The 15,310-nt window shown below is 52.4% G+C and carries 15 protein-coding genes; 7 read left to right on the forward strand and 8 right to left on the reverse strand.

The window, feature by feature from the left end; genetic code table 11:
• Window positions 1–7 precede the first annotated feature (7 nt).
• Window positions 8–520 carry a DUF1697 domain-containing protein gene (locus RAL91_RS24835; RefSeq protein ID WP_306258899.1) on the forward strand — a complete coding sequence of 171 codons (513 nt, stop codon included), beginning with the start codon at window positions 8–10 and terminating at the stop codon, window positions 518–520.
• A 63-nt stretch (window positions 521–583) separates the two neighbouring features.
• Here the strand turns inward: RAL91_RS24835 and RAL91_RS24840 are convergent, their stop codons facing one another.
• The 3 genes from RAL91_RS24840 to RAL91_RS24850 form a co-directional block, all read right to left on the reverse strand.
• Window positions 584–2,569 carry a bifunctional diguanylate cyclase/phosphodiesterase gene (locus RAL91_RS24840; RefSeq protein ID WP_306258900.1) on the reverse strand — a complete coding sequence of 662 codons (1,986 nt, stop codon included), beginning with the start codon at window positions 2,567–2,569 and terminating at the stop codon, window positions 584–586.
• A 343-nt stretch (window positions 2,570–2,912) separates the two neighbouring features.
• Complete coding sequence (locus RAL91_RS24845) at window positions 2,913–3,500, reverse strand: DUF1349 domain-containing protein (RefSeq protein ID WP_306258901.1); 588 nt, start codon at window positions 3,498–3,500, stop codon at window positions 2,913–2,915.
• A gap of 44 nt (window positions 3,501–3,544) precedes the next feature.
• A complete protein-coding gene (locus RAL91_RS24850; RefSeq protein ID WP_306258902.1) occupies window positions 3,545–3,673 on the reverse strand; it encodes a hypothetical protein in 129 nt (42 codons plus the stop codon).
• 160 nt (window positions 3,674–3,833) lie between these two features.
• Here RAL91_RS24850 and RAL91_RS24855 point away from each other — a divergent pair, with 160 nt between their 5' ends.
• The 6 genes from RAL91_RS24855 (at window position 3,834) to RAL91_RS24880 (ending at window position 10,136) form a co-directional block, all read left to right on the forward strand.
• A complete protein-coding gene (locus RAL91_RS24855; protein ID WP_306258903.1) occupies window positions 3,834–4,691 on the forward strand; it encodes a LysR family transcriptional regulator in 858 nt (285 codons plus the stop codon).
• Between the two features lie 72 nt (window positions 4,692–4,763).
• Window positions 4,764–6,149 (forward strand): murein hydrolase activator EnvC, encoded by a 1,386-nt coding sequence (locus RAL91_RS24860; RefSeq protein WP_306258904.1) that lies wholly within the window; start codon window positions 4,764–4,766, stop codon window positions 6,147–6,149.
• Window positions 6,150–6,195: 46 nt separating this feature from the next.
• Window positions 6,196–7,524: a S41 family peptidase gene (locus RAL91_RS24865; protein WP_306258905.1), complete on the forward strand. Its 1,329-nt coding sequence runs from the start codon at window positions 6,196–6,198 to the stop codon at window positions 7,522–7,524.
• Window positions 7,525–7,674: 150 nt separating this feature from the next.
• Entirely contained in the window at window positions 7,675–8,907 is a 1,233-nt protein-coding gene (locus RAL91_RS24870; RefSeq protein ID WP_306258906.1) for a divergent polysaccharide deacetylase family protein, read from the forward strand.
• 74 nt (window positions 8,908–8,981) lie between these two features.
• On the forward strand, window positions 8,982–9,590 hold the full coding sequence (locus tag RAL91_RS24875) for a pyridoxamine 5'-phosphate oxidase family protein (RefSeq protein WP_306258907.1): 609 nt from the start codon (window positions 8,982–8,984) through the stop codon (window positions 9,588–9,590).
• A gap of 6 nt (window positions 9,591–9,596) precedes the next feature.
• Window positions 9,597–10,136: an RNA pyrophosphohydrolase gene (locus RAL91_RS24880; RefSeq protein WP_306258908.1), complete on the forward strand. Its 540-nt coding sequence runs from the start codon at window positions 9,597–9,599 to the stop codon at window positions 10,134–10,136.
• 58 nt (window positions 10,137–10,194) lie between these two features.
• Here the strand turns inward: RAL91_RS24880 and RAL91_RS24885 are convergent, their stop codons facing one another.
• From RAL91_RS24885 to RAL91_RS24905, 5 genes are all read right to left on the reverse strand, one after another.
• Window positions 10,195–10,596, reverse strand: a complete 402-nt coding sequence (locus RAL91_RS24885) for a F0F1 ATP synthase subunit epsilon (protein ID WP_306258909.1) — start codon at window positions 10,594–10,596, stop codon at window positions 10,195–10,197.
• Between the two features lie 36 nt (window positions 10,597–10,632).
• Window positions 10,633–12,057, reverse strand: a complete 1,425-nt coding sequence (atpD, locus tag RAL91_RS24890; RefSeq protein WP_306258910.1) for a F0F1 ATP synthase subunit beta — start codon at window positions 12,055–12,057, stop codon at window positions 10,633–10,635.
• Window positions 12,058–12,080: 23 nt separating this feature from the next.
• The gene (locus RAL91_RS24895) at window positions 12,081–12,962 is read right to left on the reverse strand and encodes a F0F1 ATP synthase subunit gamma (protein WP_306258911.1); all 882 of its coding nucleotides are present in this window, start codon (window positions 12,960–12,962) and stop codon (window positions 12,081–12,083) included.
• A 106-nt stretch (window positions 12,963–13,068) separates the two neighbouring features.
• Window positions 13,069–14,598 carry a F0F1 ATP synthase subunit alpha gene (atpA, locus tag RAL91_RS24900; protein WP_306258912.1) on the reverse strand — a complete coding sequence of 510 codons (1,530 nt, stop codon included), beginning with the start codon at window positions 14,596–14,598 and terminating at the stop codon, window positions 13,069–13,071.
• The gene (locus tag RAL91_RS24905) at window positions 14,598–15,188 is read right to left on the reverse strand and encodes a F0F1 ATP synthase subunit delta (protein ID WP_306258913.1); all 591 of its coding nucleotides are present in this window, start codon (window positions 15,186–15,188) and stop codon (window positions 14,598–14,600) included. Before RAL91_RS24905 ends, atpA begins: the two co-directional genes overlap by 1 nt.
• Window positions 15,189–15,310 lie beyond the last annotated feature (122 nt).

The raw sequence follows: 15,310 nt of genomic DNA on the forward strand, positions 1-15,310 counted from the left end.
CGCTGATATGGTCAGGTATGTTGCACTTTTGCGGGCAGTCAATGTCGGCGGCAGCGGAAAACTGCCTATGAAAGATCTCATTCAACTGTGCACAGAAGCAGGGTTTGAAGATGTTCAGACCTATATCGCAAGCGGTAATGTTGTGTTTTCGACCCATCTGCCGACAGATCAGGCAAAGGCCGTTCTTGAAGCCCGACTTGAGACCTATGCAGGCCGGCTTGTCCCCGTTTTCATCAGAACCGGCCCTGAATTGAAGTCAATTCTGGATGCCAATCCCTTCCCCGATAAGCCGGGAAACCGCACCATGGTGGTCTTTCTGGATGGCGCGCCACCCAAAGATGCGCTTGCGCAGGCAACCGGGTTGAAGAGCGAAGAAATGCGCCTCGGCGCGCAGGAGCTCTACATCCACTATGGCGAGGGCATGGGACAGTCAAAGCTGAAAATTCCTGCAGCCCAATCCGGAACGTCCCGGAACATGAACACAGTCGCAAAGCTTGTCAAAATGGCGTTGAATGAATAGGTGCGGGATCACATGATCCGGCAGCTTACAATCCCACATGAATGCCCGTGAAATCATTCTGGCCTAAGCGACGTTTTGCTCGGGTTCAATGCCAGCCGCGATCTGCCTTTGAATTGTATTCAGCGTGTCTGCGGAAATGACCCTGGCAGCCTCATTCGCGTCCATCGGCTGACCGAAATAAAACCCTTGCAACTGATCGAAATCCATATGAGCCAGAGCATCGATATGAGTATCGTTTTCCACACCCTCTGCCGTCACTTCCATGCCAATGCCGTGGCCAAGTACGACAATGGTTTCTATGATCTTCTTCAGTGTCTCAGAGTCATTTTCATAGCCGAGCACAAATGACCGGTCGATTTTCAACTTGTCGAACTTGTATTTCCAAAGATAGCTGAGACTGGAATAACCTGTTCCGAAATCATCCATAGCTATGGAAATACCCATTTCCTTAAGCGCTTCAAGTTGCTTATGCACACTGCCATCGTCACCCATTAACAGGCTTTCCGTCACTTCCAGTTCAAGTCTTTTTGCTGGAAATTCGTATTTTTCCAGCAAATTTGCCACCATTGATGGCAAATCCTGCGGTTCAAATTGTACGGGTGACAGGTTGACTGACACGAACATGTGCTCGGGCCAGCTTTTAGCGTTGGAAATGGCCTCTTCCAGTACCCAATTCCCAATAGGCTTGATAAGTCCCAGCTTCTCGGCCAGAGGGATAAATTGGTCAGGACCAATGATCGTCCCGTCCTCACTCTGCAAACGCAGCAATGCCTCAAAACCCAGAATGGCCTTCGAATCCGATGCATTGATTGGCTGATAGTGAAGTTCCAGTCCGGTCCCATCCACGGCCTGTCGCAGTAATTTCTCGATGCGCTGACGTTCCTTCAGTTCCTGCTCCATATCACAGGTGTAACTGGTAACGGTATTCTTGCCGGATTCCTTGGCCTTGTACATTGCGATATCGGCCGCATGCAGCACGTCTTCGATATCCTGTGAACCAGCTGCCAGATGAGTCCCCGCACTGACATGCCCGACAATGGTTTTACCCTTGTATTCAATGCCATTTGAAACCGCCGCGAGGATCTTTTCCGCAATTGCGTTCAACTGTTCCTTCGATACGCCAGGCAGGCAGACAACGAATTCATCCCCGCCAAACCGTGAGGCGATACCATCAGCGGGCAGTTGATCTTCAATGGCTCTGGCGGTGGCGCGCAGAAAAGCATCACCACCTTCGTGCCCATAACTGTCATTGACCTGTTTGAAGTCATCAATGTCGATGAAGATCATCCCTACCGGCTTAGTGTCATCGCCATTACCTCCGAAAAACTTCTCGACAAAAAGCGTAAAGGACCGCCGATTATAGAGCCCCGTCAGCACATCATATTTAGAAAGACGTTCAGCCCTGGCCTTTTCTGCGTTTGCGATGGCACCTTTCTTCAGGAATGCCAGAGACGGAACAAGATAGATCAGGGCGCACAAAAATGGCAGCGCATAGGCAATCCAGGAAAATCCGGATCTCAGATTCGCGGCCATGTTTGTCTGATCCAGGTAAACTTCAACCACCCCAATCTTCTGATCGGCACCGTCTGTAATCTGCACGTAGGCTTCTACATAAGTGTCGGGACGATTATCTTTCAGTCGTCCGTCATAAGTAGTGATGTCGCTGGTTCCGGTCTGAAATACCGCCAGTGCTTTCTCATTCACTTCAGACAGGGTGTGCCCTTCATTGATGAACCGATATTCATCCGAGACAAGAGCAACGGTGCCATCAGGCCGGAATACCTTGAACCGAAACACATCGCCGAACTGAACCGCTGCATCAATGAGCTTAGCCTGTGTCTCGGTCGGCTTTCCCGAGCGGATCAGACCCTCAAGATTACCCAGATTCTGATAAAAATACTGGGTCCAATGTGCAGCGCGTGATTCCGCTTCATTCTTGGTAACGCGATCTACTGCCCGGTCCAGTCCCACCCAAACCCCAAGGCTCAAGACCACGGTAACAGCGATGACGACGCAAAATGCGAACAATGAATGCTTGCGAATTCTCATGAAGAAATTTCCTACATTTTTCTTGCAGCAAACATTCACAGTTCGCATTAAAATATCATTACAAACTTTTGATCACCGGAATGTAAGTAAATGAACGATGAAACCGGAAATTCATAAGGATGAAATTTTCGACGTAACAGAGCAAGAAACAGAAGTAAAAATGGGCCGCAAACCCGGCAAATCATTCAGACGAAGCCCGCCCGGCCTGCGATGCTCCGTCGTTCAGAATTCTCCAATAGTCAAATCAGGTTCCAGGCGCGCTGGTTCTCTTCCAGATGGGCGATGGAGGGCAGAGTTGCTGGATATAAATGTCAGCTATCTGCCGGCCAGACATCACAGTTCTTCATTCATGAAGCTCTTTCACCTGCGGATCAGTCAACGACCAGTCATGAAAGCATGCCTTGAAACCGGCCCGTTCCGGGGAGCAAAGGTAGGGTCCGACCTGGACTGTGGTAGCGGCATCGGGAAGCGGAGCAAGACGGGCCATTTGCCATCCATCGCTCCCTCCATGCTGCATGAGCAGCACATTGCCCAGACGCGTGATGCGCAATGTCACTGGCCCGTCAAGGGCAACAGCTTGCGCGGACCAGTCGGAAAAACCGTCTGTGACGACAACGCTGAGATGTGTCGCCCCGTCGGTCAGTTCAACACCGAACTTCACCCATGCGGTTGGCCCGGACCGCACCATTAACCCGGCCTGATCATACAGTGTCTGATAATCTCCGCTGAATGTCAGAACCGCACTGAAATCTTCCGTCCGCTTTTGCAGCAGCGCGTGGCCATCATCCCGTTCAAAGCCGTAATGTGTCCGTTGCCAGAAATCGGTTTTGTCTCCCGACGTCGCATGCAACAGGCCACCCGGATCAATCGACCAGTCATCCGGCTCATTCAGCCACGCCATATCCGCCCAGCTTTGCGTTGTTTTTACCATTCAATCAGATCCTTCTTCCGATACATGACGGTTTTTTGCGAGCCTTAAAACCCAATGAATGCGTCTGCAACAGCCATGAACACCGGAATGCTGAGGATGGCCACCGGCGTTCCCGATCCGGTTGAGGGCTCGACACAGGCAGATGGATTGGCTTTTGGCAGTTGCGTCAGCATGGTGCTCGCGATTTCAAAAGATGAAGTCCGTAACGTTAACACTCAATTGTCAGAGCGGTATGCGCGATCAGTTTTAGAATAAAAAATATATCTTTTTGAATTTTCGTTCTATTATTTAGAACATTTCTGCAAGACACACTTTCCTGAGGGCCTGAAAGATATGGACACCCTGAATTACCGGCATCTGCGTTATTTTCGGGAGGTCGCCCATGAAGGTAATCTCACACGTACGGCCGCAAAGCTGAACCTGTCGCAGTCGGCCCTGTCCACGCAAATAAAAACGCTGGAAGATCGCCTGGGCCATGCCTTGTTTGACCGCGTGAGCCGTGAATTGGCAATTACCGAAGTCGGGCGGATTGTGCTCGACTATGCGGACCGTATTTTCGGAACCGGTGAAGAGCTGGTTGCGCAGCTTGAAGGACGGGGAAACGTCAATTGGCCGCTGCGCGTCGGAGCCATATCAACATTGTCCCGAAACTTTCAACTCCAGTTTTTAAAACCTGTTCTTGAGGAGCAGACGACCGAAGTCATCCTGAAATCAGGCGGCGAGGAAACCTTATTGGCATCTCTCAAATCACTGGCGCTGGATGTGATGCTGACCACCCAGCCGCCACGCAATTCTGGCACCGCAGAGTTCACAGCGCATCTTATTGCAGAGCAAACGGTGGGTGCCCACGGAAATCCGGCGCGACTGAAGCACAAAACGCTGGCGGATCTGCTTCGCAATGAGCCCCTCATTGTGCCCACAGAAAGCTCCATTCGCACTGGGTTTGACAGCCTGATTGCACGATTGGGTGTGCAGCCAAAAATTGCCGCTGAAGTTGATGATATGGCCATGGTGCGCCTGTTGACCCGTCAGGATTTTGGCATCGCTATTGCGCCAAATGTTGTTCTGGCCGACGAGATTGCAGCCGGATTGGTGGAAACATCGCGGTTTGATCTGGCGATTGTGGAAACCTTTTACGCAGTCGTTGCCCGGCGCGCCTTTCCACATCCGGCGCTTGAAGACCTGCTGTGAGCTGAGGAGATTGACGCTTCACTTTTTCCATTGGCGCTTTTTACCGGCGCAAGTTTGCGCTAAACAGGCGTCATGATCGCTTTCCTCATCCGCTGTGTCGTTCTGATGTCTCTGTGCCTGTTCGCAGGCATGGCCGCTGCGGAAACGCCACGCGAGGTCAAACTGCGCCTGGAAATGGAGCAGCGGGCCAAGGATCTGGCAAATCTGCAGGCCAGTATTGAGGTCACCGCCGAGCGAGAGGCCGAACTGGCCGCAGATGTGCAGGCTCTGGAACAAACCCGCGCAACACTCAACACGGAATTGATCGAAGCTGCCCAGCGCTCCAGAACACTGGAAGACAGCATTTCCAATTCCGAAGTTCGGCTGGATGCCTCACTGGAAACCGAAGAAGTGATTCGCCTGTCCCTGCTCAAACGACGCGCATTGCTTGGAGAAATTCTGGCCACTCTGCAACGCATGGGCCGCTCTCCACCGCCCGCCTTGCTGGTCCGCCCGGAGGATGTGATGAGTGCTATCCGCAGTGCCATGCTGATTGGAGCCGTCCTGCCGGATGTAAGGGGACAGGCTGAAAAACTGGCCTCCGATCTCGATGAACTGGTGGCTGTACGAACAGAGATCGAGGATACGACAAATCAGCTCAAGTCGGACTATAAGGCCTTGAGTGAGGAACAGACCCGTCTGGCATTGCTGCTCGACAAAAAACGGGAAGAAGTGAGCGAATCAACATCCGAGCTGGCAATCCAGCAGCAAAAAGCTTCGGAATTGGGCAAGGAAGCTGTCAGTCTGAAAGAGTTGATAGGCTCAATGGAAGAGCAAATTGCTGCCGTTCAGAAAGCCCAACAAGATTCCATCGACGCAGCAGAAACCGCCCGCCGCGAGGCAGCGCAACGAGCCGCAGCACGAACAACAACGTCAAAATTGCAGGCTTTGGGAGATCAGGGCCGTATTGCACCGGCAATCTCTTTTGACGATGCGAAAGGACTGCTGCCACTGCCGGTCAGCGGTGCATTACTGGCGGATTTTGGCTCACCTGATGAAACTGGCGATGACAGCAAGGGCATCAGCATTGCCGCGCGCCCTGGCAGCGCAGTCATAGCCCCCGCCGATGGCTGGGTCGTCTATGCCGGGCCATTTCGCACGTACGGCCAATTATTGATCCTGAATGCTGGCGATGATTACCATCTGGTACTGGCAGGTATGGAAACAATTAATGTCGAATTGGGGCAATTTGTTTTGTCCGGCGAGCCCATTGCCACAATGGGGTCACGGAAGCTTGCCAATCTGGTTACTGCAGATGCTGGCTCCATAACCAATGGGGATGATCGATCCCTAACGGATAGTAACGTGACAGATGGTCCTGCTGCGCTATATGTTGAGTTTAGAAAAGATGGCGTTTCAATAGACCCGTCCTCCTGGTGGGTCGTGGATATAGCCACCGAAAATGATTTAGATGGTTGAAGTTTTGCGGTAGACTATCCGGCAAACATATTCGAAGGGCATGAAGATGATAAATAAATCCGTTGTCACCCTGGTTGCAGGCGTCATGATTGGCGCTGCAGGCGTGGTTGGCGTGAGTCAATTGCCGATCGTCGGCGCATCTGCGGAGGCCGCCAGCCGCGATACATACCGCCAATTAAACCTGTTTGGTGATGTGTTTGAGCGTATTCGCAACGATTATGTTGAGGAACCCGGCGACGGTGACCTGATCGAATCAGCGATTACCGGTATGCTGACCTCACTTGACCCCCATTCCAGCTTCATGAATGCCAAAGCGTATCAGGATATGCGGGTACAGACCCGCGGTGAGTTTGGTGGTCTTGGTATTGAAGTCACCATGGAAGACGGCTTTGTGAAGGTTGTGACCCCGATTGATGACACACCGGCTGCAAAAGCTGGCGTTTTGCCTGGCGATCTGATCACCCATCTGGATGGCGAGCAGATTCAGGGACTGACTTTAAATGAGGCCGTGGAAAAAATGCGCGGCGCCGTTAAAGAGCCCTTGACCGTGACGGTCCGTCGCGGCGATGGCGCGCCGTTTGATATCACGATCATTCGCGACATCATCAAAATCCGTTCCGTCCGTTTCCGCATCGAAGATGGCATCGGCTACATTCGACTGAGCCAGTTCACCGATCAAACCTTTGATGGCTTGAAAGATGCAATTGCAGAGATCAAGGAAACACAGGAAGAAGATGGTCTGAAAGGCTATGTTCTGGATTTGCGCAACAACCCCGGCGGTTTGCTGGATCAGGCTATTGCCGTATCCGACGCGTTTCTGGAGCGCGGTGAAATCGTCTCCACCAGAGGACGGCACAATGGCGACAGCCAACGCTTCTCTGCCCGCGATGGAGATCTGATAGACGGCAAACCGGTTATTGTATTGGTCAATGGCGGCGCAGCTTCTGCATCCGAAATCGTTGCCGGCGCATTGCAGGACCATCGCCGTGCCACCATTCTTGGAACACGCTCATTCGGCAAGGGATCGGTTCAAACCATTATCCCGCTTGGCACCGAAGGCGCGATTCGTCTGACGACTGCGCGCTATTACACACCGGCAGGCCGTTCCATTCAGGCAAAAGGCATTGTCCCTGATATCCGTGTGATTCAGGAACTGCCCGAAGAACTGAAGGGGCTGGAGCAGCCTCGCGGTGAAGCCTCCTTGCGTGGCCATTTGGCAAATGGTGGTGACGAAGAAGAGAAGGCTGGCTCCTCAGCGTATGTGCCACCCGATCCCAAAGATGATCAGCAGCTGAACTTTGCCTATGACCTCCTGAATGGCATTCAGGTACATGCAAACTTCCCGCCTGATCCTGAGCAGGGTGTTCCAAACTAAATCACCTCAGTGATTTTGAATTCGATCATACAGACCCAAGCCCGCTAATTCGTTAGCGGGCTTCTTTGTTTAAAAGAAACCAATTCTTCACCATGTAGCCGCTAGTCTGCGCCCTCACCATCGGGGGTAGCAGGTGGAAAGCCGCATCACGTGACCAGTTTTTCTGTTCCTATAAACGAATCGGGCCAGGTTTCGAAAGAAAACCAATCAGGGTCAGCACTGCCTGCAATTGTCGGCCTGTCGACCATCAGCTTATGCCTGATTGTTGTTCTCATCCTCTGGATTTCAATTCTCGATGATCCGGCAGGCGGACGCCCGCATGTCAGTGTCGAGATTACAAATGCGACGGCGCAGCTTGATCTCGGCACTGTAGGCGTCGCAAATGTCCGCCCCAGCATGACGCCGGATCCGGAAGATCTAAGCATTGATCCCCTGCTGCCAGGCACAAAAATGCGGGCGATAGCAGCCAGTCCGGGCACGATCACCGCCGCACCGGACGCGAATATTGCAGATAGTGAAGAGCCAATTGCGGCGTCAATCCATTCCAACGCTCACCGCCTCTCCGTCTTCCCCCTGGATAATATGGTGGCGCGCAGCGAATATGGATTGATCCCCAAACGCTCCGGCGATGGCATGACCCCGTTTTCAGTCTATTCAAGACCACAACAATTTATCCCCGAGGGTCCGAAAATCGCGCTGGTCATTGGCGGCATTGGCCTGTCCCAAAGCACCACGGCACAAGCGCTTGTTGAACTGCCACCAACAATAGCGCTGGCGTTTGCAACCTATGGCGAAAATCTGGAACGATGGAAGAAGCTGTCTCGCGAAAACGGCTTCGAGTTGTTGATCGAAGCGCCCATGGAGCCTTTCAACTACCCCCAGAATGATCCGGGACCCCACACGCTTCTGGTCGATGCAACCCCTGCAGAAAACAAATCCAAGCTGGATTGGGTTCTATCGCGCACATCAAACTATATCGGCGTGATCCCTTCTATGGGAGCACGGTTCACCGCAGACGAAAATGCATTGACGGCATTTGCCAGCGAATTGAACAAAATAGGCCTTGCTTTCATTGATCCGTCAAACTCTGTTCGCAGTATTGCTGACCAGATTGTGCGCCGCGCCTCGACGGATCAACTGGGGCATTTGCCATTTCTGAAGGTGGATGTTGTGCTTGACGGAGACGCAACACGCGCTTCCATCGAACAGCACCTCATTCAACTTGAGGAATTGTCCAACACCAAGGGCCTTGCCGTGGGCTATGCCCAATTGCGTCCATCCACAGTGGCAACCCTCACGGAGTGGCTGCAATTACTGGAACAGCGCGGTGTTACACTGATCCCCTTGAGCGCAGCAATCAATCTATCCATGCCAAAATTGTGACGCTGTAAAAAGCAGACATTGCCTCACTTCCTGTCAGGGGTTACTGCTGAAAGAAGTCGACAGAGGACGCTTTCATGACATTGGTAACCGACATTCGTCAGCTGGAGCAGCTGTATGGCGTGCCTTCAGAAGCCTCGTTGATCAAAGTCTCCGACCAGATTACCAGAAACTACCAATTGCTGATCGAAGCGTCACCTTTCATGATATTGGCCACCAGCGGCCCGGAAGGGATCGACTGTTCACCGCGCGGCGACGCAGAACAGGTCGTTTTCATCAAGGATCGAAAGACCCTTTTGCTGCCTGACCGCAGGGGAAACAACAGAATGGATTCCTTACGCAACATTGTGCGCAATCCTGAAATCGCCCTGCTGTTTCTCATTCCGGGCAGCAACACGACGCTGCGCCTCAATGGAACAGCAATTATAAGCACAGATGCGGACCTCACCAGCCAGTATGAAATGCAGGGAAAAGAGCCCCGTTCGGTGATCATAGTGACCATCCGCGAAATTTATTTCCAATGCGCCAGAGCTGTCATGCGGGCTGATTTGTGGAACCCGGAGCATTTCAAGCCCGCAAAAACCCTCCCATCGGCAGGCGATATGATGCAGGAACTCAAAAATGATTTTGATGGAACCTCTTATGATAAGGAATGGCCCGCCCGTGCAGAACAATCAATGTGGTAAGCGCTCATGAACAGTTCAGAAAATCTCCTCCCATACCGCCCCAATGTGGGCATCGCCCTGTTTAACAGATCCGGCAAGGTATGGGTCGGCCGCAGGGCTGGAATGCCCGAAACCCTGCCCGAAGAGGACGATATGAGTTTCGCCTGGCAAATGCCCCAGGGCGGCATTGATGACGGGGAAGACCCACTTCCGGCGGCGAAGCGTGAATTGTTTGAAGAAACAGGTGTCAGCAGCATAGAAATGCTGGCTGAGGCCCCGGACTGGTTTACGTATGAATTGGCTCCCGACATCATCAAGAAGGGCTGGCGCAGCAAGTATCGCGGCCAGCGGCAGAAATGGTTCGCGTTCCTGTTTACCGGCGATGAGACAGAAATCAACGTTTTAACGCCCGGCGGCGGAGCCTTTGAGGCCGAGTTTTCGGATTGGCGCTGGGCAGATTTGGAAGAAACACCGGACCTGATCGTTCCGTTCAAACGAGAGGTCTATGAACAGGTCGTAGATGCCTTCTGCGGAATCTCGGACAATCTGAAACTGGATGCTGGCTGAGACATTAAAAAAGCCCGGCGAATGAGCCGGGTTTTTCTGAAATTCCAGATATGTGACGTCAGAGCGATAGCGACTGTTTCACATGTTCAAGATCGGACAGACGCAGATTGGCAATGTCTTTGGCATCGCCTTCAGCCACATCGACAGCTTCCTGAGCATTCTTCAGTCGGGCCGCCAGCGTCTCGCTGTCCAACTCATTGGCCAGCATGGCAACTTCTGCCAGAAGGCTCAGACCATTGTCGTTGATGTCAGCAAACCCGCCATCCACAAAAATTGTGTCTTCGCCGCCCTCGGCGCGTTTGACCAGAACCAGACCTGGCTTGACAGTTGTCATGGTCGGGGCGTGATCCTTCATGACGGTCATTTGACCGTCAGATGCAGGAATTACAACTTCAACCACGTCTTCCGACAACACCAGACGTTCTGGTGATACCAGTTCAAACGGAAAGGATTCGGCCATTAGTCTGCCTCTTTCAATACTGCGACTGCCTGCCAGTTAAGCGGCTTCGGCTGCCATTTTCTTGGCTTTTTCCAGAGCGTCATCAATGGAACCGCACATATAGAATGCAGCTTCCGGCAGATGATCATACTCGCCGTCAACAAGGCCTCTGAACGAACGGATCGTGTCTTCCAGCGACACCAGCTTGCCCGGTGAACCGGTGAAGACTTCGGCAACAAAGAACGGCTGGGACAGGAAACGCTCGATTTTGCGTGCGCGTGTCACAGCAACCTTATCTTCTTCGGAAAGCTCATCCATACCCAGAATGGCAATGATGTCCTGAAGGGCCTTGTAGCGCTGCAGAATTTCCTGGACCTCACGCGCTGTATTGTAGTGCTCTTCACCAACGATCAAGGGATCAAGAATGCGGGATGTGGAATCCAGCGGATCCACAGCCGGGTAAATACCTTTTTCCGAGATGGCACGGTTCAAAACCGTTGTCGCGTCCAAGTGAGCAAACGAAGTGGCCGGTGCCGGATCTGTCAAATCATCCGCAGGCACGTAAATCGCCTGCACGGAAGTTATCGAGCCTTTTGTTGTCGTTGTAATACGTTCCTGCATGGTGCCCATATCGGTCGCCAGAGTTGGCTGATAGCCCACGGCAGAAGGAATACGACCCAGCAGCGCAGACACTTCCGAGCCGGCCTGAGTAAAGCGGAAAATATTGTCCACGAAGAACAGAACATCCTGCCCCTCATCGCGGAACTGTTCAGCAATTGTGAGACCGCTCAACGCGACACGGGCACGCGCTCCGGGAGGCTCGTTCATCTGGCCGAACACCAGTGCACATTTGGAGCCTTCGCCGCCGCCTTCCTTGTTTACGCCGGATTCGATCATCTCGTGATAAAGGTCGTTCCCTTCACGAGTACGCTCACCAACACCGGCAAACACGGAATAACCACCATGCGCTTTAGCGACGTTGTTGATGAGTTCCTGAATGAGAACCGTCTTGCCAACACCGGCACCACCGAACAGACCAATCTTACCGCCCTTGGCGTAAGGTGCCAACAGATCAACAACCTTGATACCTGTGACCAGGATTTCAGATTCTGTTGACTGTTCTGTGAACGGAGGCGCGTCCTGGTGAATCTCGCGCATCATGTCGCTGTCAATCGGACCGGCTTCATCAACTGGTTCGCCAATCACATTCATGATGCGGCCAAGCGTACCGATACCGACGGGCACGGAAATCGCTTCACCAAGATCCGTAACCGCCTGACCGCGTACAAGGCCTTCGGTTGTATTCATGGCAATTGTGCGCACTGTGTTTTCACCCAGATGTTGCGCGACTTCCAGAACCAGACGGTTCTCGCCATTCATTGTTTCAAGACCATTCAGGATCGCGGGCAGATGGCCATCGAACTGAACGTCCACCACCGCGCCAATCACCTGCGTGATATGTCCACCTTTTTTATCAGCCATGACTTTTGTCCTGTCCTTGCGTTCTAAAGCGCTTCAGCGCCCGAAATAATTTCAATCAATTCTTTGGTAATCTGAGCCTGACGCTGACGGTTGTAGCTCATTGTCAGCTTGTCGATCATCTCACCGGCATTGCGGGTTGCATTGTCCATGGCACTCATACGTGCGCCCTGTTCGGAAGCTGCGTTTTCCAGAAGTGCACGGAACACTTGTACCGAAAGATTACGTGGTAGCAAATCGCCCAAAATCTCTTCTTCGCTCGGCTCATAATCATAAATCGCCGCGCTTGAAGTCCCTTCTTGCGTGCCTTCCGGCGCTTTTGCCGGAACAATCTGCTGCTCGGTCGGGATCTGTACAATCACCGATTGGAAGCGGGAGAAGAACAGGCTGCAAACGTCAAATTCGCCATCTTCAAACATGGAGATGATTGTTTTGCCGATACCCTGCGCATTCGCGAAACCGACATTCTTGAATTCACGCAAATCGACAACGTCAACAATCTGGCTGGCGAACTCGCGCTTCAAGGCATCATAGCCCTTCTTGCCGACACACAGGATTTTCACAGTCTTGCCGGCAGCGTTCAGTTCGCGAATACGCTTACGCGCCAGACGCGAAATGGACGAATTAAAGCCGCCGCACAGACCGCGCTCGGCTGTGCAGACCACCAGCAGATGTGTTTGATCACTGCCCGTGCCGCGCATCAAAAGCGGAGCATCATCCCGGCCTTCCATGGCCGTAATGACATTTGCCAGCACCGCATCCATACGCTCAGCATAGGGACGCGCAGATTCCGCAGCCATTTGGGCACGCCGAAGCTTGGCCGCCGCAACCATTTGCATGGCTTTGGTGATCTTCTGCGTTGCCTTGACCGAGGCAATCCTGTTTTTTAGATCCTTCAAACTTGGCATGTTTGTCTACTTCTTCCTGAATGAGCCAGCGCCACCGTCACCAACAAGTTTTACAGTCTATCTGCAAAACGCCGATAAGCAGAGCGGCCCCGTCCAACAACCAGACTTACGCGAAATTCTTCGCGTAAGCATCGATGATTGATGTCAGCTTTGTCTTGATATCATCCGTCAGAGCTTTCTCCGTCCGGATCGCATTCAGCAATTCTGCATTCTCATTGCGCAGAAGTGACAGAAGACCCTCTTCAAAAGGACGAACTTCACTGACTTTGATCTTGTCCAGATAGCCATTCACACCAGCAAAAATCACTGCAACCTGTTCTTCGGTTTTAAGCGGAGAGAATTGCGGTTGTTTCAGCAATTCCACCAAACGCGCACCGCGGTTGAGGAGCTGTTGGGTGGACGCGTCAAGATCAGATCCGAACTGCGCAAACGCAGCCATCTCACGATATTGGGCCAATTCACCCTTAATTGTACCGGCAACCTGCTTCATCGCCTTGATCTGGGCGGCTGATCCCACACGGGACACAGACAGACCCACATTCACTGCCGGGCGAATACCCTGGAAGAACAGATCAGTCTCAAGGAAGATCTGCCCATCCGTAATGGAAATCACATTTGTCGGAATATAGGCCGACACGTCATTCGCCTGGGTTTCAATAACCGGAAGCGCAGTCAGTGAACCGGAACCATTGTCTTCGTTCAGCTTCGCAGAGCGCTCAAGAAGACGAGAGTGCAGGTAGAAAACGTCACCTGGATAGGCTTCACGGCCTGGTGGACGGCGCAGCAACAACGACATCTGACGATAGGCAACAGCCTGTTTTGACAAATCATCATAACAGATCAGGGCATGCATGCCATTGTCGCGGAAAAACTCACCCATCGCACAACCGGCAAAAGGTGCCAGGAACTGCAGTGGTGCCGGCTCAGATGCGGTGGCCGCAACAATGATGGAATATTCAAGCGCGCCGCGCTCTTCCAGAACTTTCACGAATTGGGCAACTGTCGAGCGTTTCTGGCCAATGGCCACGTAAACGCAATACAGTTTTTCGTTTTCGTCACCACTTTCATGCAGTGATTTCTGATTGAGGATCGTATCCAGCAGAATAGCTGTTTTGCCGGTCTGACGGTCACCAATCACCAGCTCACGCTGGCCACGGCCAATCGGGATCATCGCATCAATTGCCTTGAGACCGGTCGACATAGGCTCATGAACCGACTTACGCGGAATAATGCCTGGTGCCTTGACGTCCACCAAACGGCGCTCACTGCTTTCAATCGGGCCTTTGCCATCCAGCGGATTGCCAAGCGGATCAACAACGCGACCAAGCAGACCCTTGCCCACAGGCACATCCACAATCGCGCCGGTACGCTTGACCGTATCGCCTTCTTTAATGTCACGATCGGACCCGAAGATCACGATTCCGACATTGTCAGTTTCAAGGTTCAGCGCCATGCCACGGATGTTACCGGGGAATTCCACCATTTCACCGGCCTGGACGTTGTCCAAACCGTAAACGCGGGCGATACCATCACCCACAGACAGAACCTGGCCGACTTCAGAAACTTCAGCTTCAGCGCCGAAATTCTTAATCTGCTCCTTGAGGATTGCGGAAATCTCCGCGGCCCGAATGTCCATCAGCCAACCTCTTTCAATGCAATTTTAAGGGAGTTAAGTTTGGTGCGCAAAGACGTGTCGATCATTTTAGAGCCAACTTTCACGGTCAGCCCTCCCAAAATCGATGGGTCTACACGCACATTCAGTGTGACGTCCTTGCCAAGGCTTTTCTTCAAAGCCTTTTTCAGATCGTCAAGATGAGTTTTGTCCAGTTTCTGGGCAGCAACAACATATGCTGTGACTTCGCCACGATGGATCGCAGCCATTGCATGAAACGCTGAGATCATGCCAGGCACTGCAAACAGTCGGCGGTTCTTGGCAGCAATCTTGATCAGATTTGCGGCGGATCCTGAAAATCCGGCCTTGTCGAAAATCTGCCCCAGCGCTGCCAATTGTTCATCAGCTGAAAAGACCGGGCTTTTGACCAGCCGCTTCAAATCGTCGCTATCTGCCAGTATTTTCGAAAAATCGCTCAGATCTGCCTCGATCTTTTTGAGGGACTTTTCCTCCAGACCGAGTTCAAACAGCGCAGTCGCGTATCGGGTCGCAACACCGGAAGATACGATGGTTGCTTGCGCACCAGAATTTTCTTGAGAAACAGTCTCAGTCACCTTTGCCCCGTCTCCTTCGGATCAACAATCTTTCCTACCACCCGCCAAAACGGGCTTCCGACAATTAATTCTGTTTAATTTCAACACCTTGGATTTAGATGCCGAAGTCTTCACAAAACTAT

The organism is Pararhizobium sp. IMCC21322 (assembly GCF_030758295.1).
GTDB lineage: Bacteria > Pseudomonadota > Alphaproteobacteria > Rhizobiales.

Coding starts and splice junctions, on each gene's coding strand:
- RAL91_RS24875 (WP_306258907.1), top strand. CDS start 8,982: ATGACATTGGTAACCGACATTCGTCAGCTGGAGCAGCTGTATGGCGTG.
- RAL91_RS24860 (WP_306258904.1), top strand. CDS start 4,764: ATGATCGCTTTCCTCATCCGCTGTGTCGTTCTGATGTCTCTGTGCCTG.
- RAL91_RS24880 (WP_306258908.1), top strand. CDS start 9,597: ATGAACAGTTCAGAAAATCTCCTCCCATACCGCCCCAATGTGGGCATC.
- RAL91_RS24895 (WP_306258911.1), bottom strand. CDS start 12,962: ATGCCAAGTTTGAAGGATCTAAAAAACAGGATTGCCTCGGTCAAGGCA.
- atpD (WP_306258910.1), bottom strand. CDS start 12,057: ATGGCTGATAAAAAAGGTGGACATATCACGCAGGTGATTGGCGCGGTG.
- RAL91_RS24840 (WP_306258900.1), bottom strand. CDS start 2,569: ATGAGAATTCGCAAGCATTCATTGTTCGCATTTTGCGTCGTCATCGCT.
- atpA (WP_306258912.1), bottom strand. CDS start 14,598: ATGGACATTCGGGCCGCGGAGATTTCCGCAATCCTCAAGGAGCAGATT.
- RAL91_RS24885 (WP_306258909.1), bottom strand. CDS start 10,596: ATGGCCGAATCCTTTCCGTTTGAACTGGTATCACCAGAACGTCTGGTG.
- RAL91_RS24835 (WP_306258899.1), top strand. CDS start 8: ATGGTCAGGTATGTTGCACTTTTGCGGGCAGTCAATGTCGGCGGCAGC.
- RAL91_RS24845 (WP_306258901.1), bottom strand. CDS start 3,500: ATGGTAAAAACAACGCAAAGCTGGGCGGATATGGCGTGGCTGAATGAG.
- RAL91_RS24865 (WP_306258905.1), top strand. CDS start 6,196: ATGATAAATAAATCCGTTGTCACCCTGGTTGCAGGCGTCATGATTGGC.
- RAL91_RS24855 (WP_306258903.1), top strand. CDS start 3,834: ATGGACACCCTGAATTACCGGCATCTGCGTTATTTTCGGGAGGTCGCC.
- RAL91_RS24850 (WP_306258902.1), bottom strand. CDS start 3,673: ATGCTGACGCAACTGCCAAAAGCCAATCCATCTGCCTGTGTCGAGCCC.